Below are 19203 nucleotides of genomic sequence, written 5' to 3'. Positions count from 1 at the left end.
TAATTTAAATATAAGTTGCACGAAGGAAACTTTCGTGTGTATAGACAACTTTTTTCGGGCAAGAGGAGGGATTGAAATGATGGAGCAAAGTGTAGTGGAACAAGGCGTAGTAGAACCTAAAATAATAAGAACTCATAGAAATTCAATATCCGCACAAGCTGTTTTAAATGGAGAAATTAAAGGTCTGAAAAGGATTTTTCCTTTCCTGGGCCCAGCCTTCATCGCCGCAGTCGCGTATCTCGATCCCGGTAATTTTGCCACTAATATTACAGCAGGCTCAAAATATGGCTATCTCTTATTGTGGGTAATTGCCGGATCTAATCTAATGGCTGTCCTAATACAATCTTTGTCTGCGAAGCTTGGTATTGCTACTGGCAGGAACTTGCCTGAAGTAGCAAGGGAACGATTTCCGAAGGGCGTATCCTTTTTCTTATGGATTCAAAGTGAACTGGTCATTATCGCCACGGATTTGGCGGAGTTTATAGGAGCGGCATTAGGGCTTTATTTACTGTTTAATATACCCATGCTCCCTGCCGCGTTGATTACGGCTGTTGGGTCCTTTGCCATTCTTGAGCTTCAGCGGCGGGGGTATCGTTCGTTGGAGGCTGGTATTGCAGCGATGGTGCTGATTGTAGTCTTAGCCTTCGCCTTTCAGGTGATTGTGGCTCAGCCGGATATAGGTTCGGTTGCTGCAGGAATATTCACTCCAAGATTTGAAGGTGTAGACAGCATTCTGCTAGCCGCAGGGATTCTAGGCGCTACGGTGATGCCGCATGCGATTTATCTTCATTCCTCTCTGACGCAGCATCGTGTAGTTGGAGTAGATGAAGCGGAGAAGAAGCAGATTTTCAAATTGGAATTCATTGATATTATGATCGCGATGGTTATTGCCGGTGCAGTGAATATGGCTATGGTAATTGTTGCGGCGGCATTGTTCTTCAAAAATGGTCTTGTCGTTGAAGATTTGGACGTTGCTTTTACGCAATTCGGTCATTTGGCCGGTCCAGTCACAGCAATTTCATTCGGGTTAGCGTTATTGATTGCAGGCCTGTCAAGTTCTTCCGTAGGGACTATGGCTGGTGATGTGGTCATGCAAGGGTTTATTAACAAAAGAATTAATCTGTATCTGCGACGTGCGATTACGACTCTTCCACCGTTGGCGATCATCTTCTTCGGTGTGAATCCGACAAAGGCGCTGGTTATGAGTCAGGTCGTTCTATCCTTTGGTATTGCGTTCGCCTTAATTCCCTTGGTTATCTTCACAAGCAACCGTCAACTGATGGGCGGGTTAGTGAATCACCGGATTACAGCGGTTCTTGGCTGGATCGTCTCTGGTTTGGTTGTTTCGTTAAATCTGTTTCTCGTATTTGAAATGCTTACTTAATAAGCAATAAAGAACCCAGCCCCCGAAATACACTCAGGCACATACCTGAAGTAATCCGGGGGGCTGGGCTTTTATTATTATTGTTTTACAATATCCTGTACAGCTTTATCCAGCTTCTCTAACAATTGATCGTGGCTCAACTTGCCACCAAGATATTCCTGCATCGCTGCACCGAAACCTTGAGTTACACCGTCAGGGAACATATCCCAGTTCCAACCGAGTGCAGTCGCCGATTTCTCTTGAACAGCAACTGCGACCTGACCGATATCTTCCGCTTTGGTTTCAATATTGGTCTCAGCTGGAATGAACTTGAACTCCTTGGTCAGGTACTGTTTACCCGTTTCTGAGGTTACCAGCCAGTTCAGAAAGGCTTTGGCTTCTTCAGGATGCTCGGACTTGCTATTGACTACATAGTTGTTAGGCACACCGACCAGGATGGTACCTTCTTTATCGCTGATTGGGAGAGGGAGAATTCCCAAATTGAGCGCCGGATCAATCTTATCAATATCACCCTGCGTCCAGTTGCCCTGCAGCATCATCGCCGCTTTGCCGGAGGCAAAATCAGCAACCTGAGTGGCATAGTCAGTGGTCATTTTGTTATCCTGGGCATTGTCGAAGATCACGTCAACCAAATCCAGCCATTGCTTGAATACTTCATTGCCTTTAATGGTCTCTGTTCCTGCTTTAACATCTTCGATAAACTTCTTCGGATCAGGCTGATTTGCCAAACCTACATTGACAAGGTGAATCCCCATGGACCACCATTCATTGGTCGCTTCAAAAGGGGTAATGCCAGCCGCCTTCAACTTCGCAGCAACTTCCTTAAGCTGTGGCAATGTCTTGGGCTCTTCTGTAATTCCGGCTTTTTCAAATAGGGCCTTGTTGTAAATCAATCCATAGCCTTCGACATTCATCGGCATACCGTACAGCTTGCCGTCCACCGTAGCAGGGGTTTTGGAGGTTGGAATCAGATCCTTGACCCATGCTTCCCCTGATAAATCCGTTGCACGGTCCATATAAGGAACGAGGGCAGTATAGCCACCGTTGTTGAATATTTCGGGTTCTGATCCGGAGGCAATCTCAGCTTTGAGCAGTGCGCCGTAGTCTTCGCCACCGCCGTGTGTTTCCACCTCAACCTTTACGCCAGTTTCCTTCTCGTATTCTTCTGCAAGAGTATTCAATTGCTCCGCAATTTCCACCTTGAATTGAAACATTTTGATCGTAACGTCTTTTGCAGGTGCGGTGGTCGCTTCTGGAGCGGCTGACTCTTTTTGCGTGTTGTTAGCGCTATCATTGACTGCTGAATTGTTATTGCCACCGTTGCCGCATCCTGCGATAATAAGTGTGCAAACGATTGCGAAAGTAAATGCAAGCCTTTTCTTCATAATATAACCTCCCTGGTTTTTTGTTTCTACAACTTGATCGTAATGCAATTGGGAATGAACTTGAACTTAATATTTTGCTTGAAAAAGTGGATATTGTTGCAGCATAGGTAATGTGTTGTTGAACTATCCCTTAACAGACCCAGCGGTTACCCCCTCCACAATGTATCGCTGCAGCGACAGGAAGAAGATGAGAATAGGGGTGATGGCCATAACAAGACCTGGTAGGGCAAGATCCCATTTTTTCGTATATTGCCCAAAGAACTTGGTTACGGCAACTGGAAGTGTGGTCAGGTCCTTATTGCCGCCGATGACAAGTACGGGTAGCAGATAGTCATTCCAAATCCATAAGGTATTCAGGATAACAACCGTCACTACAATCGGCATCAGCAGCGGGAAGACGATCCGGAAGAATACTCCATAGGGATTGGAACCATCGACCCGGGCAGCTTCTTCCAGTTCAAAGGGAACAGTCTTGATAAAACCATGAAACAGAAAGACCGAGAGCGGCATCCCAAAGCCGAGGTAGCAGGCTACGATCCCGTACAACTCTCCACGCAGTTCCAGAATACTGGTTACCCGGACCAACTGCAACATTAAGGACTGGAAGGGAATGATCATCGCCGAGATCAACAACAGAAATACAAAGGAGTTGAAGCGTGAAGGTTTTCTCACAATCCGATAGGCTGCCATGGCACTGAACAGGACAATAAAGATTACGCTAAGTACAGTGATTTGCAGCGAGTTCCAGAAGGCTTGCGGGAAATCGATCGCTTTCCATACATCTGCATAATTACTCCATTTAAAGACCTGAGGGAATGAGGCGGCATCCATCAGGATTTCCTTCAGGCCCTTCACTGAATTTGTTAGTACCAGGTAGAAGGGGGAGAGAAAGATAATCGCTAGCAGAATGGCGGCAATTTCCAGAATGAAGGTGCTAAGACGATATCTGCGGGTCTGCATTATGCCGACACCTCTTTTCGTTTGGTTAACCATACTTGGGTTATAGTGATCACTGATACAGCGAAGAAGAAGAGCAGTGCTTTGGCTGTACCCAGACCGTAACGGTTATTGATGAGCGCTTCCGCATAGATGTTATAGGCAAGCGACTGGGTGGAGGTTCCCGGTCCACCTTTGGTCAGCGAAAGGTTGAGATCGAACATCTTAAAGGCATTTGAGGTCGTCAGGAATAGACAGATCGTAATCGCCGGCATGATCAAAGGTACATAGACGCTTTTGAATAATTGGGGAGCACGGGCGCCGTCAATCTTTGCCGCTTCAATCAGATCCTTGGGAATTCCGGCAAGTGCGGCAATATAAATGACCATCATATAGCCAGCAGTCTGCCAGACAAACACAATGACAAGACCCCAGAATCCAGTGCCTGATGTACCCAGCCAAGGCAGTTGGAAGAAGGAAATGCCCGTGATTTCACCAATAGTGGCGAACCCTTTTGTAAAGATGAATTGCCAAATATACCCTAGCAGAATTCCGCCGATTACATTGGGCATAAAGAAGATGGTGCGAAGCAGTTTTTTGGTCTTCAAGGCCGTCATTAGAATAAAGGCGAGCGAGAGCCCTAGAATGTTGGCAGCTATTACGGATACGACTGTGAAGCGGAGCGTAAAGGACAATGAGGCCCAGAACTTATCATCATTGGTGAAGATACGTTTCCAGTTGGCAGCACCTGTCCAGACGGCTTTGTCCAGATCCAGTCCATTCCAGTCAGTAGAGGAGTAATAGAAGCCGAGAATAAAAGGTGTGACCACAATGGCCAGAAAGAAGATAAGGCAGGGTCCCAGAAATATAATTTGCTGGCCCCAGCCTCTTTGCATGCGCAGAGCTTTTCTCATATGGAATCTCCTTTGTCTGTTTTCTTACAGGTTTACACCTTTATTATAGAAAGGACCGCTTGCCTTCAACACTCAATTTGATGATGATAAAGGTGGATTATATTGCAGCGAAACTTAGCGAATGCTTACGAAGTAGTTTTGCGAAGTAATCCAAGTAGTCTATGCTGACAAAACTTAGCGAATGCTTACGAAGTAGTTTTGCGAAGTAATCCAAGTAGTCTATGCTGACAAAACTTTTAGGAGGGGTAGCATGTTCAGAAACAGCATACGGACCCGGCTCATGGCACTTGTGCTGCTGGCCTCTGTCATTCCGTCGGGGATTTCCGTCACCTTCTCATATCTTTATACCAAGCAGTCCGTAACTGAGCAGTCGGTGAAGCAAAATACGAAGCTGCTGACGCTGGGCGAAACTAATCTCAGTAATTATTTCAGCGGCATGAATCAGCGTGCCATGTCGCTATATAGCGGCATCAATGTCCCTGGCTCTTTTTACACGGCTCTTCTCATCGCCAAGAGTCCAGATAAGGTCCCCGCCGGATCTACAGTGTCGGATAACCGCGCGATCATCTCCACCCAGCTGTACAATATGTTTCTTTCCGATCAGAATACATACCAGATTCACTTGTTTGTTAGGGCTCCCAAACAATCCAATATGCTGCGCGGGGGATTATTTCGGCAGGAAATGAACAACCAATACACAGCGGCAGTCAATCCAAGCGGTACGAACCGACCTTTTGTCGAAGTCACGCATATGGATCATAAGTATGGCGTGAAATCCGGATTTCTAAATCTGAAGTCAGGCACAGTTCCGGTATTCACGGCGCATTTCCCAATCTATCGTACGCCAAGTGATGAGGTACTGGCAGATCTGGCAATTGATTTCCGATTAACAGAGCTGGAGGGCATCGCCAGATCCATGTACAATTCGGATACGGAGCGACTGTATGTGCTGAATGAACAGGGACAAGCCTTGTTTGCCTCCGATCCACAGTGGATCGGTAAAACGTTCGCGTCAGGCTGGAGCAAGCTTCCGGAAGGGAAGGAACTCGGACATTTCACATGGACAAAGGATGGTTTTAAAGGCATTGTAATGTTTAGACATATAGATAATCCCTTATTCAAGGGCAGCATTATTAAACTGGTTCCCTATGAGGATCTATATGGCGATGCCAGAATCATTACCAGAATCAATACCGGAATCGGGATCGTGTTCCTTATTCTAGGAGGCATTATGGCGGTTCTGATCTCGATCGGTTTTACAAGACCGATCAAGAAATTGATCTCTTTTACACAGAAGGTTCAAATCGGGCAGCTGGACGCCTTTGTAGATGTGGAACGGGAGGATGAATTCGGGCTTTTAACCCGTAAAATCACGGGAATGACCCGGACGATCAACAATCTGATCGTTAAGGAATACCGTTTGGAGATCGCTAATAAGACGAATCAGCTCAAGGCGCTGCAAGCTCAGGTCAATCCGCACTTTCTGTATAATGCCCTGCAGTCTATCGGCAGTTCCTCTCTGCGCTATAATGCTCCGCAGGTATATGAGCTCATCTATTCACTTGGCAGCATGATGAGATACTCTATGAACACGGAACGGACGCAGGTTCCGCTGCAGGATGAGATCGAGCATGTGAAGAACTATATGGTTCTGCAAACAGAACGGTTCGGAGAGGATAATCTGCGGCTCGATATCGATATAGAGGAGGTTGTACGGGATATAGTTGTACCCAAAATGATCCTGCAGCCTATCGTGGAGAATATTTTCAAACATGGTTTCGTCGATGGAATCAGTCGCGGGGTTATTTCCATAACCTGCTTCCAAGAGGCTAACCGCCAATTGGTTATTGTTATCCAGGACAACGGTAAAGGGATCACACCTGCACGGCTGGAGGAGATAATAGCAAGCTTGGAAACCAGTGACAAGACAGAACAGGGGGAAATCGGCCTAAGTAACGTATTGGCCAGACTTCGACTGCAAATTAGTGGAGAGGCACAGCTATTACTGCAGGGAGAGGCTGGTAAGGGCGTCGTTGTCACTATGATTATTCCACTGGATGAAGATAATAGAGCATTGTAAAGGAGTGATGAAACGATGAAGGTGCTGATTGTAGACGATGAGAAGCATGTGCGTGAGGCTATCCGCTATTTCGTTCCATGGGAGAAATATGGGATTTCTGATATCTGTGAAGCAACCAATGGTCAAGAGGCGATAAATATTATTATGGAACAGCAGCCCGCGATTGTCTTCACTGACATGCGTATGCCTCTGGTAGACGGGGCGGAGCTGCTAGAGTGGCTGCATCAGCATTCTCCCAATACGAAGACTATTGTTATTAGCGGTTATCAGGATTTCAATTATGTGAAGCCAGCGATAGTCTATGGGGGTACGGATTATTTGCTCAAACCGCTGAATAGCAAGCAATTGATCGCTGCCGCAGAGCATGCCTTTAAGCTGTGGCAGGAGGAAGAACGGGAGCGGGAGCAGGCTTTTCGCCAGAATATGCAGTTGAACGTACTTCGTCCGTTGTATTGGGACAAAGTTCTGTCAGATTTACTCTCCGATAATGCCTCCTTTCAGGAGCTGCAGCCTGCTCTATCCGAAGAACTTGGTATGTGTAAGGATGCGGAGAGCTGCAGTATTGCGGTGATTTCCCTGCAGGCGGCCAACTGCCGCTTATTGCAGAGATTTCATGGTGATTTGCAACTGACGTCTTTTGTGCTGGCAAATGTCTGTAACGAAGTGCTCTCTCCGCAGAGAAATGGTTTTGCTTTCCGTTATTGGCAGACGGGTGTCGATATCGTAATTCTGTTCTGGGATGATGCGTCAGAAGCACACAAGTGGCTGCTGCACATTAATGAGGCTATTCAATTAGCGTACGGGGTACAAGTGGATATAGGCTTAAGTCTAGTGAATGCTTTACCACAGCAATTGCATACTGCCTTTTTGCAGGCACAGCAAGGCTTGAGTGAACGGAATCTCCTCCATAGAGCGGGACGGATTCATCTCTACAAGGAGGAATCCCATGAGGGTGGGTCTGTAGAAGACCATGCTTTTCAAGCCTACATAGATAAATTAAAGATAGCCGTCCTGTCCGGGGAAACCGATCGAATGAATCTAACTGTCGAGGATTGGGCCGAGCAGCTTGCCGGGATGAGCGTGCTTACGGAGAGCAACTTTCTGCGCATGCAGGAGGAGATCCGGGCAGTGCTTCTGCGCCTTCAGCAAGAGGACAATACTCAATTTGAGCTTTGTTATGATGAAGAGGGAATGTTCTCTGTGGAAGGCTGGAGGGATCAATTAAAAGCGCTTCTGCTGCGACTATCGAAGGAAAGCAAGCTCTCCGAGACTTCTGACAGTCGGCTTGTACTCGAAATCAGGGACTATCTGGATCAGAACTATCGTCAAGACATGACACTTCAGCATATCGCTGAACGTTTTTTTATCAGCAGGGAGAATGTGTCACGCAAGTTCAAGCAGATCACCGGTGAGAATCTATCTGATTATTTAACCAATCTCAGAATAGTCAGAGCCAAGGCTCTACTGCAGAATACGAACCTGCGGTTATCGCAGATTTCAGAGCTGGTAGGTTATGAGGATGAGAAATATTTCAGTCGGGTCTTTAAGAAAGCCACCGGACAGACGCCCCGGGAATACCGCAAGCAATAAGAATATAGCATTATTTCTTTTTTTATTTTTTATTCATAATTTCGTCATGTTCCCTATAGGATTGCCTACTAGAATGAAGTTATAAATCAGATGGGGAGTGCTAAAATGGCTAGAATATTAATTACAGACGATGCAGCTTTCATGCGGATGATGGTCCGTTCAGCACTAGAATCCAAAGGACATGAAATTGTGGGTGAGGCGGCAAATGGCGCTGATGCGATTAAAGCATATAAACAATTTAAACCAGATGTGGTCACCATGGACATTACAATGCCAGATATGGATGGTGTTACGGCGGTGCGAAATATCATTGAATTCGATCCCAAAGCCAAAATTATTATGTGCAGTGCGATGGGGCAAACGGTAATGGTTATGGATGCTCTGAAGGCGGGAGCCAAGGATTTCGTTGTTAAACCTTTTCAGCCCGATCGTTTACAGCAAGCTATCGATAAGCAATTATCGAATTGAAGGGGGATGCCGATATGATTAATGTACAAGATACTCAACTGAAGGCGGTTCTTACGGGTTTAGAGAAGGTGTTAACAGGGCATTTAGGTTTTACTTTCAGCGTGGGTACTCCCTCGATTCGACAGGCTTTTGTTAATACGGATAATGTCTCAGTTATGGTTGGAATGACAGGTGATATCCGCGGCGAAATCATATTGAGTCTGGATTATGATGTTTTAAAGAACATTGTCAGCACAATGTGCGGTTTTAAAATAGAAGAGATTGATGATATGGGCTGGAGTGCATTTGCCGAGTTTGGTAATTGGGTAGGCGCGGCCTGCTGTTCGGCATTTAATGATCTTCAGCTGAATACAAATATCACCCCTCCGGTGATTCATGAAGGGAAAGGCAGTCTTAGAACAAGCAGTAAATTTATCAGTGTACCGGTCTATGCCAGTGGTCAAATCATCGTTGCACATCTCAGTTTGGGTGAATGATGAGCCCGCGCAAGGTATCGTATAATTGGGGAGAACTGTTCATGAATCATTTGAAAATGTTGCGTTTATATGTGGGACTATCCTTAATAGCGATCTTGGTTATGGGCTTTCTATCTACCTGGATGAATCCGAAAGATCCCAATCTGGATATCACAGAAATCGTCTTTCTATTAATCGGCATACTTTTCCTGACAGCTACCTTCTTCTCGGAGAAGATAAAGAAAAATTCCGAACTCTTGTTATTTGGTTATCTCTGGGTTATTTCAGCAGGAGCTTTCTTTTCTCTGATGCAGCAGCATTATAATTCGATGCTACTGATTGCTGTACTTATGATGTATTTTATTATAAGTCAGATTCTTCCTTCCCTGAATCATCTGAAGATCTATATGGTTGCCATTGAGCTGGAATTGATTTTGTTTTTATTTATCTCGGATGATTTTAAGAAAACTGTATATGCATTCGTCGTATTTATTTTGGCAAGTACAATTATCTATTTGGCCACAGGCAAGCGTTTACAGATGATTACGAAATATCAGGAAACTGAGAATGCTCTGCGTGTAATGGTGCAGGAGAAGAATCTATATGAACGAGCTGTTCGTGATGTGGGAACAGGAGTTATCATTGCGGATGCGTTAGTGTCTGGATTCCCCATCATTTATGTTAACGATGCCTTTACTTCTATTACGGGCTATACGAGTGAAGAAGTTATGGGACGTTCCTGCAAATTTCTGCAGGGCAAAGATACTAAAGAGGAGCACAGGGAACAAATACGTACTGCTCTGAATCATCATTCCAAGGTACAGCTGGAAATCCTGAATTACCGAAAGAATCACGAGCCATTCTGGAATGAACTTGTGATTACTCCCCTCAAAGATGAAGCAGGAATTACGACACATTTCATTGGACTCCAGACTGATGTAACGAAACGTCAGCAGTTAATGCAGAGTGAGCAGCAATCACGCGATATGCTGGAACGGGTGCTTCGGGATTTGAAGGATGCAGTTATTGTGATGCGTCCAGACCAGCTGCAGCTCCAACCCGTTATGATGAATGCCGCTGCACAAGCGATTTTTACTTCTCTTGACCGCTCTATTCTCCCACAGCTGGATGCCTATAAAGAGCTGATCTTTAGCATTATGTCCGGAAATGAAGCGATTGAACAGGAAATACAGCTGCAGGTGGATGAAGGCATTCGCTCCTACCGTGTTGTGATAAGCAGACTTAATGAGTTAGTCATGCTAACGTTTAATGATATTACTATTCACAAGGAAAGCGAACACCAATTAGTCATGAATAAGATTGATTTGGAGCACAGAAATCAAGCGAAGGATCAATTCATGCAAATGCTAAGTCAAGAATTCCGTACCCCATTAAATGCAATGATAGACATCGCGCGGGAACAAGAACACGGAGTGTTTACTTCAGAGGAAAAGCTTAAATTAAAGTACTCCTCCGAGCATCTGCTATTCTTGATCGATCGTTTCTTGGATTATTCCGCCATGGAGAATGGTGAGCTGCACATTGCTGCCCTTCCGTTCAACCTCCATGAACTTGTATTGGAAGCCTCTGATAAATATCGCAGTGATATCGAAAATAAGTTGCTTGACTTTCGGGTGAAGGTTGAACAATTGCCAAACATACTGGTTCTCGGTGATTCCCAGAGAGTCATGCAAATCGTGGATACTCTTCTTGACAATGCCATGAAATTCACACAACAGGGGCATATCGAAATCGTTGCGGCGGTCCGTCCACACCGGGAACTCGGTAAGTTATGGTTCATGCTTACAATTAAAGATACAGGGGTTGGCATTTCCGAAGAGATGGCTGATGATATTTTCCAACCCTTCTTCCAGTTGGATGCTGCCTCACCGAGAGAATATGAAGGTATGGGGTTTGGACTTGCTTTTTCTCGGAGGCTTACAGAAACGCTTGGAGGAACGATTAGCTATCAGAGTAGACTAGGGGAAGGTACAACATTTGTCATGAAGCTCCCGGTTACACCCGCTTCGCCGGAGGATTCAAAGGCGCGACTTGATCGGAAGTTAAGCATATTGCTGGCAGAGGATAATATAGACAATAGGAATCTATTTTTGGCCTTTGTGAAGAAAATGAATTGTTCAGTAGATGTTGCCGTTAATGGATTTGAAGCAGTGAAGGCATTTACAGAAGGCTCTTACGATATGGTCTTTATGGATATCCAAATGCCTTTGATGGATGGATACGAAGCTACAAGACTGATCCGAACATGGGAATTAAGCGAAGGGTTTGAGCAGACTGCGATTATTGCGCTTACTGCACACGCATTTGAGGAGCACCGCAGAGCCAGTTATGAAGCTGGATGTACGGACTTCCTGGAGAAACCAATCTTTATGGATCAGTTGTTCCAAATGATCCGGCGATATGGATTCGGCAGCGCTAGAGAGAGTGGAGGCGAGCGGGATGTCTGGACAACCGATTGAGATTTGGATTGACGAGGATATAGCTGATCTTATTCCAGGGTATCTCGAACGCCGTGAAGAGGATTTGGCTACCATTACTACAGCCTTTCAACAAGGTGATTTCGAGAAAATCCAGAATATTGGACACTCTTTGAAGGGAAGTGGAGGCGGCTACGGATTGCAGATGATCTCAGTAATCGGGCGCCATTTGGAAGAATCCGCGGCGCTTGAAGATATTGACTGCATTCAATTATGCCGCTACCAATTACAGCATTATCTAAATAACTTGGTGATATTTATTAAACCATGCGTACGTTAGGAAACGGGGAAATGTAATGAGGAGAGATACGTCATTATCCTTATTTCAATGGATATGGAGAACGTATATAAAAACGGCTATCGTACCCTTAGTATTAGTTGAAGTAGTGTTTATCAGCATATTTTTTGTGACAAATGAGTGGTCACGTGAACGACAGATAAAGAGTATGAAGAATGAAGTATTGAATGAGCTGCAGATTGTTGCCAGACTAGAGGCAGGTACGATTGGGAATCAGACACATCGGATATCTATACTAACCGATGTGTTTAGAGATTCTGTTTCTAATTCCTTGCAATCCGGGCAGGCGATTTCAGCAGAAGATCGCGAGCGGTTGGAGCTGAATGCAAACGGTGCTTATTATTCAAAAGCTGATAGTTCTGCTGGAGGAGCTGCCGTATTTTATAGTGGACTCACAAAAGTTGGCGCTGAAGAGAAGAATAAGGTGGAGCGCCTGTTATCGCTACAACCGGTTATGAAGTCGCTGGTAACTCGGGAGCCGCTTGCGACAGCGGTATATTTCAACACATTTGATTCTTTGAATATCATGTATCCCTATATGGATGTTATTAATCAATATGCCCCCAAACTAAATATCTCTTCGTTTAATTTCTATTATGAAGCGGATGCCAAGCACAATCCAGAGCGGAATGCGGTCTGGACAGATGCTTATTTAGACCCTGCTGGAAATGGCTGGCTGGCATCATCTATTGCACCAGTGTACAACAACAATGTACTTGAGGGTGTAGTAGGGATAGATGTTACAGTGGAAAGCTTCAGAAAAGATGTTCTGGAGATGGACATCCCCTGGAATGGTCTTGGAATATTAGTCGGCAATAACGGGAAAGTACTGGCTATGCCTGAACAAATGGAGAAGTTGTTTGGCATCGAGGAGCTCACCTCTCATAATTATCAGAACCCCGTTCTTGAAGATACGTTCAAGCCTGACGAATTCAATCTATATGCTCATAAAGATCTCAAGAATATCGCTGCTAAACTTACATCAAATAAGCATGGATTGAGTGAAGTAGAGATTGGCGGCAAGCTGCAGATTTTGGCTTGGTCAACAGTAGATACCACTAATTGGAAATTAATGGTATTATCTGAAGAGGATACTATATTTGCCGAGACGAATCGCCTGGAACTTGAATTGGATCGAATCGGATTGTATCTGATTTTTGGACTCATTTCTTTCTATACTATATATTTTTCCATCCTGTACTGGCGTGCCCGAGTCATGAGCCGAAAAATGTCCAAGCCGCTCCATATTATCAATAGTATTGCCATTGGTATTGGTAATGGTAGATATGAACAGAGTATTCCTGATATTGAAGTCTATGAGATGAAAGAGACAGCTACCATACTAACTGCAGTGGGTAGGAAGCTTGGAAATAGTAATAGGAATTTGACCGAAGTAAGGAATGAACTCGAGGATCGGGAAGCAGATATGCAGGCTATGATTTATTCCCTCGATGATATTATTATGGAAATTGACGAGAATGCCTTAATGGAAAAGGTCTGGACTGTAGGCAAGATATTTAAAATAGAAACGGCTCGAAGTATGGAAGGAACCAAGATTACTGACCTGTTCGATGAAGAAACCACGAAGAGTTATTTGGACACATTAAATAAAGTGCTCCTGACAGGGGAAACGTTAGGACTTGAGTTTTCCGTGCAAACCAGCATCGGTCTAAGGTGGATGCAGGTAAACATTACGCCTATTCACAAAAAGAATGAAATTTCCCGTAAGGCCTGTATGATCGCGCGTGATGTCACGGATAGAAGACAATATGAACAGTCATTGCGCAGTTCTAAAGAAATTGCAGAAAAAGCTAGCAAGGCGAAATCTGAGTTTCTATCCAATATGAGCCATGAATTACGTACACCAATGAATGCCATACTTGGTTTTTCTCAGTTGCTTGAATATGATACGACTGAGCCATTAACTGTTTCTCAGAAAGAGAGTGTAAGAGAAATCATTAAAGCGGGTAAACATTTGCTGCAATTAATCAGTGAAATTCTTGATCTTTCGAGAGTTGAATCAGGGCGATCATCTGTTTATATGGAGAATGTACGTTTGGGAGATATTTTGGAGGAGTGCTTCTCTTGGGTTCAACCCATTTGTGATTTGAGTGGCATTCAACTCCATAATGATTCACGGGCCATGTATGAGGAATCTATTTCTTGTGATCGAATTCGCATGAAACAGGTATTGCTGAATTTACTTTCGAATGCAATCAAATACAATAAGCCCAATGGTTCTGTCACCATCCGAGCTATGCTGGTGGAGGGTAATCAAGTAGCAATTATTATTGAGGATACAGGGATAGGAATACGATCTGAGGACTTAGTGCAGATTTTTGAACCGTTCCAACGCATTTATCAAGGTAAACAGGTTGAAGGTACAGGCATAGGTTTAACGGTTTCCAGTAAGCTTCTGGAGATGATGGGTGGCAAGATTCAAGTGACAAGTGTTTTTGGAGAAGGCAGCCTATTTAAAATTCTGATTCCTCTAAGCTCACTTGCTTGATGAAATCATACGCCGATGAAGGATTAGTGAATAGCGCTCAAATAATCTTTTAAAAGGGCGAGGGTATGCATATGTTAGAGATAGGACTCCACAGTATAGACAACTCGGCAAAAATTATGATTATTGATGATATCAGGTCAAATACTCTGTTGTTGGAAAAGCTGTTTCGTATGGAGGGGCATGAGCATATTTCTGTTATTCATGACTCTACAAAGGCGCTCGAGGCTATAGAGAAGGAAGATCCGGATGTTCTATTGCTTGATTTAAGCATGCCAATTGTAAGTGGATTTGATATTATGTTGGCGTTAAAAGCGCGTAATCATCCATTGCTGCATTCTATATTGGTCATTACAGCATATCACGATACGGAACATCGGCATCGCGCACTGCAGTTGGGTGCAAGTGATTTCCTGACCAAACCGTTTGATCCGCGGGAAGTGGCACTTAAGGTACGTCATTTATTGGAAACCGTCCGTCAACGCAAGCTTCATGAGAAGCAAAATTTGCGATTGGAGGTTATGCTCATGGAGCATACTCTCCAAATTTCGGAACTCCAAGAGGAGTATGTTTTGCGACTGATTCAGACGATGAAACATCGGGACAACGAAACGGGTAGACATTTAATGCGGATGAGTCATTATGTATATGAAGTGGCCAAGCAGTTGGGACTCGAAGAGGGGTTCTGCAATAAGCTTAAGCACGCAAGTTCAATGCATGATATTGGTAAGGTGGCCATCCCTGATGAAATATTACTAAAGAAAGGGCGCTTAACTCCTGAAGAATTCGATATTATGAAGCAGCATACGATCATTGGTGCTGAACTATTATCGAAAAGCAAACATGAGGTATTAATATTAGGTGAGCAGATCGCATTAAGCCATCATGAAAAGTGGGATGGGAGCGGTTATCCCAACCATCTAAAAGGTGAAGAAATCCCACTTGAAGCAAGAATTGTAGCTGTATGTGATGTCTTCGATGCGCTTACTTCAGTAAGACCCTATAAACCAGCTTGGCCTGTGGATAAGGCTTTAGAAGAGATTCTGCAACAAAGTGGAGTTCATTTTGATCCGACAATTGTTGAGGCTTTTTGCGAGGTTTCTACGGAAATAGTTAAGATAAGGAATATGTGGTTAGAATGAAATGCAAAGAGCCAGCCCAAAAGTAATTTTTGATCCAAGGCCGGCTCTTTTATAAATCTAGCACTTCAAATTACGAATTTATATCCAATTCCCCAGATCGTGATAATCATTCGGTGATCCGGATCAATTTTCTTGCGAATATTCTTCAAATAAACGGTTACCGTATTAATATCTCCGTTATCTTCAAATCCCCATACCGCGTTGTAGATCTGCTCTCTGCTCAATACGAGATTCCTGTTGCGTACCAGGTGAAGTAGAATTTCAAATTCTTTTCCGGATAAGTGTACGGTTACCCCATCTACAGATACCTCATACGTTTCTCCATTAATGTTAATCCCCTCAAATTGAAAGATCTTCTGATTCGAAACAGGAGTACTGACACTGCGCATTTCCCGCCTAAGGTGCGATTTAATGCGTGCAGTTAATTCGTCGATACTAAACGGTTTAGTAATATAATCATCCGCCCCTAGTTCCAACCCCACTACCTTATCAATCTCACGATCCTTTGCGCTAAGCAACAGGATAGGTGCGCTAACGAGATTCCGGATTGCCTTACAGATATCTAACCCATTCATACTAGGCATGACAATATCAAGCACGATCAGTGCAAAGTTATTAAGTTTGACCTGCCTAATCACTTCCTCACCTTCGGAAACTGTAAATACCTCGTAACCTTCCATTTCCAATCTTTTTCTCAAGAGTATAAGGATATCGCGGTCGTCATCTACTACAAGGATTTTAGGCTTCTCCATAAACTAGGTGACCTCCAAAGGTATACATTTCTATATATAATTTTACCACATGTTGTACATAAATTTTAATTTTTAAATCATTTTATCGCTAGAAATGCCTGATATAACTAGATTGTAAGAATTAATGAATATCTCTCCACGGAATGTGTTGATAGTGATGAATATAAAGTATCTAAATTAAAAAGAATGCGAGGGAGTATCATGAGTAAATTAAATAACTCGGTGCGAGTTAAATTGCTGTCTGTACTGCTGATCCCCATTCTAGCCTTGGTTGTCACGTCATATCTGTCGCTCAGCCTGGTGAAGTCATCTAATCATAATCTTAAGCGTGTTCTATATGATAACGGTTATCAACTCACTAACTACATGATCAATGCCGACAGAGATATGTATCAAGCGTACTCTGCAGTGCAACTCTACTTATCAACGGGCGACAAGCTGGCATTGGATGACTATCACACTAACGTTTCACAGATCAATGAAAGATTGGGCAATGCTGAGGGTATTTTGAATTCCTACAATGACCCTCGCATGCTTGACTTGAAAAGCGAAAATGGCAACAACATTCAGAAGAATATTGCCGACGCGACAGCACAATTTAATGAATGGGTTGGAATAATAGATACGCAGTTGCTAGCACCGGTTGGGAAATCAGCTAGCGTTACAAACGAACTATTGCGTGTGGATCAGTTTAGTGAAGCTCGCGAGAATCTGGATTCTGGGACAAGTATTGTAGAAATATTTATGGATCAAGAGGTTAAGAATTCGGAGCACTCCATTTCCAGATCACTTACAACAGTCATTTCTATAAGTATTACTTTATTATTGCTTTCGTTTATTATGAGCTATATCTATATTGGTAGAATCAGTAAGGCTTTTAAAATGATACGGGAAGTCATGGAGAAGCTGGCAAACGGCGATCTTACAGCACAACCACTTAAGTTGCGGAGCAAGGATGAGATTGGACAGGTTGCTGAGGCGATCAATAACATGACTGAGATCATTAAGGCCCTAATCGGAAAAATAATTGGCTTGTCACAATCGGTCTCAATAGCCTCCAAAGAGATCTCGATGAATACCGAAGAGGTAGTAAAAAGCAGCACTTATCAGGCTAACGATGCCCAGACGATGACGCTATTGGTCCAAGAATTGACGCTGGCCGTGGCTTCAGTGGCGCATAATGCCGAAAAGGCTTCAACTATGTATAAACAGACCGCTGATATTACTTCAGATAGTATGCATGTGGTGGATGCTTCAATCAATGAAATGAATGCAGCAAGTGTTCAAATGACCAACCTGCAAAGGGATTCCAAGAAAATTGGCAATATATTAAGTATGATCAACGATATTGCCGACCAGACTAACCTATTAGCCCTTAATGCCGCCATCGAGGCAGCTAGAGCCGGAGAGCAAGGCAGAGGGTTTGCTGTAGTTGCGGACGAGGTCCGCAAATTGGCTGAGCGGAGTGGAGAAGCTACGAGACAAATTGCTGAGATTATTGATACCATGCAGGAAAATACAGTGAAAAGCGTTTCCGCGGTGGAAACAGGTGTCAGATCTTCATTAGAGGCCGCACTAGCCTTTAAAAAAATTAAGGAAATGGTGAATGACACCGCGCAGTTCATTACAGAAATTGCTGCAGCAAGTGAAGAACAGGCAGTTCAGGCCGATGATGTGCTGCAATCGGTACAAAGTATAGCAGCTGCAAGCCAGCAGGTATCGGCTTGTGCGGAACAGACAGCGGCTTCTTCACACAATTTGGTGGAATCCACGGTACAGCTCAATAAATCACTTGAAGCGTTTCGAATTTCTTGAAATATTAGGTAAAACACTCCCTAATTTGAAAAAATAGGGGGTATTTTTTTATTATAGTTCCATCGTCGATTTTAAGCTTTACAGATCGAAGCGAACAGATCAAACTGTTAGTTTATAGCCCAGAGGAGGAAGCTCCATTGAATATACAAATCAACTCACTTTATAGTAACTTCATTCTTTGGTTTATGAAGAAATCTGGTATTGATCTATCGCTTTATAAGGAAGAACAGATGAAAAGAAGGATCATTTCGTTCTATCAGAAATACGGTGCCTCTGGCTTTTCAGATGCCAGTCGGATGATGGAGAACGATCCGGAGATGTATAAGTTCTTTGTGGAACATATCACCATTAACGTGACTGAATTCTACCGCAGTCCTGAACAATGGAAGCAACTCAGAAATTCTATCATTCCCGAGCTGATTCTGGATACGAAGAAAGTGAATTGCTGGAGTGCAGCCTGTTCCAGCGGGGAAGAACCCTATTCACTATCCATGGTTTTTGCCTACAACTTTCCGGGTATTCAAGTAAGTATTCTGGCTACGGATCTGGATTCAGCTATTCTAGATCAAGCACAATTGGCTATTTATCCGCAGAATGTGCTACGTAGACTACCTTTAATGCTCAGGGAGGGGTACTTGCTCCCTCAAGGAATGGAGTGGAAAGTTGCATCCCAGATTCGGGAGCAGGTTGAGTTCCGTAAGCATAATCTACTGTCTGATCCCTTCGGCTCGGATCACGATCTGATCCTGTGCCGGAATGTAATGATCTACTTCACAGAAGAGGCTAAGCATCAGATTTATGCACGATTCAGCGCTTCACTGAGGGAAGGTGGATTTCTGTTCGTGGGGGGAACGGAGCAGATCAATAATCCCGGAAGATATGCTCTTGAAGCCGTAGGCAGCTTCTTTTACCGTAAGAAACGGACCCCAGGAGGAACAAACGAGGGGAATCCGCGTATTAATGGTTGACGCTTCTGCTTC

General features: G+C 43.9%; 15 protein-coding genes. 11 read left to right on the top strand and 4 right to left on the bottom strand.

Annotated elements, in window-relative coordinates:
- The first annotated feature begins 76 nt into the window (after positions 1-76).
- Complete coding sequence (locus GJB61_RS28340) at positions 77-1384, top strand: Nramp family divalent metal transporter (protein ID WP_154122395.1); 1308 nt, start codon at positions 77-79, stop codon at positions 1382-1384.
- 77 nt (positions 1385-1461) lie between these two features.
- On the opposite strand, the gene GJB61_RS28335 is transcribed toward GJB61_RS28340, so the two are convergent.
- The 3 genes from GJB61_RS28335 to GJB61_RS28325 all read right to left on the bottom strand — a co-directional run bounded on the left by GJB61_RS28335 (position 1462) and on the right by GJB61_RS28325 (position 4619).
- Positions 1462-2769 (bottom strand): ABC transporter substrate-binding protein, encoded by a 1308-nt coding sequence (locus GJB61_RS28335; RefSeq protein ID WP_154122394.1) that lies wholly within the window; start codon positions 2767-2769, stop codon positions 1462-1464.
- 123 nt (positions 2770-2892) lie between these two features.
- A complete protein-coding gene (locus GJB61_RS28330; protein WP_154122393.1) occupies positions 2893-3729 on the bottom strand; it encodes a carbohydrate ABC transporter permease in 837 nt (278 codons plus the stop codon).
- On the bottom strand, positions 3729-4619 hold the full coding sequence (locus tag GJB61_RS28325; protein WP_154122392.1) for a carbohydrate ABC transporter permease: 891 nt from the start codon (positions 4617-4619) through the stop codon (positions 3729-3731). The genes GJB61_RS28330 and GJB61_RS28325 overlap by 1 nt, the downstream gene beginning before the upstream one ends.
- Before the next feature lie 250 nt (positions 4620-4869).
- On the opposite strand from GJB61_RS28325, the gene GJB61_RS28320 reads away from it, so the two are divergent.
- The 8 genes from GJB61_RS28320 (at position 4870) to GJB61_RS28285 (ending at position 15656) form a co-directional block, all read left to right on the top strand.
- The gene (locus GJB61_RS28320; protein ID WP_154122391.1) at positions 4870-6699 is read left to right on the top strand and encodes a sensor histidine kinase; all 1830 of its coding nucleotides are present in this window, start codon (positions 4870-4872) and stop codon (positions 6697-6699) included.
- Between the two features lie 15 nt (positions 6700-6714).
- Positions 6715-8289 (top strand): response regulator, encoded by a 1575-nt coding sequence (locus tag GJB61_RS28315; protein WP_154122390.1) that lies wholly within the window; start codon positions 6715-6717, stop codon positions 8287-8289.
- A 105-nt stretch (positions 8290-8394) separates the two neighbouring features.
- Positions 8395-8757 carry a response regulator gene (locus GJB61_RS28310; protein WP_154122389.1) on the top strand — a complete coding sequence of 121 codons (363 nt, stop codon included), beginning with the start codon at positions 8395-8397 and terminating at the stop codon, positions 8755-8757.
- A gap of 14 nt (positions 8758-8771) precedes the next feature.
- Positions 8772-9233: a chemotaxis protein CheX gene (locus GJB61_RS28305; protein WP_154122388.1), complete on the top strand. Its 462-nt coding sequence runs from the start codon at positions 8772-8774 to the stop codon at positions 9231-9233.
- 41 nt (positions 9234-9274) lie between these two features.
- Positions 9275-11692, top strand: coding sequence for an ATP-binding protein (locus GJB61_RS28300; RefSeq protein ID WP_195724505.1), 2418 nt, complete (start codon positions 9275-9277; stop codon positions 11690-11692).
- The gene (locus tag GJB61_RS28295; RefSeq protein ID WP_195724504.1) at positions 11673-11990 is read left to right on the top strand and encodes an Hpt domain-containing protein; all 318 of its coding nucleotides are present in this window, start codon (positions 11673-11675) and stop codon (positions 11988-11990) included. Before GJB61_RS28300 ends, GJB61_RS28295 begins: the two co-directional genes overlap by 20 nt.
- A 166-nt stretch (positions 11991-12156) precedes the next feature.
- Positions 12157-14517, top strand: a complete 2361-nt coding sequence (locus tag GJB61_RS28290) for an ATP-binding protein (RefSeq protein WP_195724503.1) — start codon at positions 12157-12159, stop codon at positions 14515-14517.
- 116 nt (positions 14518-14633) lie between these two features.
- Positions 14634-15656: an HD domain-containing phosphohydrolase gene (locus GJB61_RS28285; protein ID WP_195724502.1), complete on the top strand. Its 1023-nt coding sequence runs from the start codon at positions 14634-14636 to the stop codon at positions 15654-15656.
- A 65-nt stretch (positions 15657-15721) separates the two neighbouring features.
- Here GJB61_RS28285 and GJB61_RS28280 read toward each other — a convergent pair whose 3' ends face one another.
- Entirely contained in the window at positions 15722-16408 is a 687-nt protein-coding gene (locus tag GJB61_RS28280; protein ID WP_154122383.1) for a response regulator transcription factor, read from the bottom strand.
- Positions 16409-16609: 201 nt separating this feature from the next.
- On the opposite strand from GJB61_RS28280, the gene GJB61_RS28275 reads away from it, so the two are divergent.
- Complete coding sequence (locus GJB61_RS28275; protein ID WP_195724501.1) at positions 16610-18223, top strand: methyl-accepting chemotaxis protein; 1614 nt, start codon at positions 16610-16612, stop codon at positions 18221-18223.
- 137 nt (positions 18224-18360) lie between these two features.
- Positions 18361-19191, top strand: coding sequence for a CheR family methyltransferase (locus GJB61_RS28270; RefSeq protein ID WP_229522503.1), 831 nt, complete (start codon positions 18361-18363; stop codon positions 19189-19191).
- Positions 19192-19203 lie beyond the last annotated feature (12 nt).

The organism is Paenibacillus monticola (assembly GCF_009664975.1).
Classification (GTDB): Bacteria; Bacillota; Bacilli; order Paenibacillales; family Paenibacillaceae; genus Paenibacillus_AQ; species Paenibacillus_AQ monticola.
This window is presented reverse-complemented; position numbering and strand designations above follow the sequence as displayed.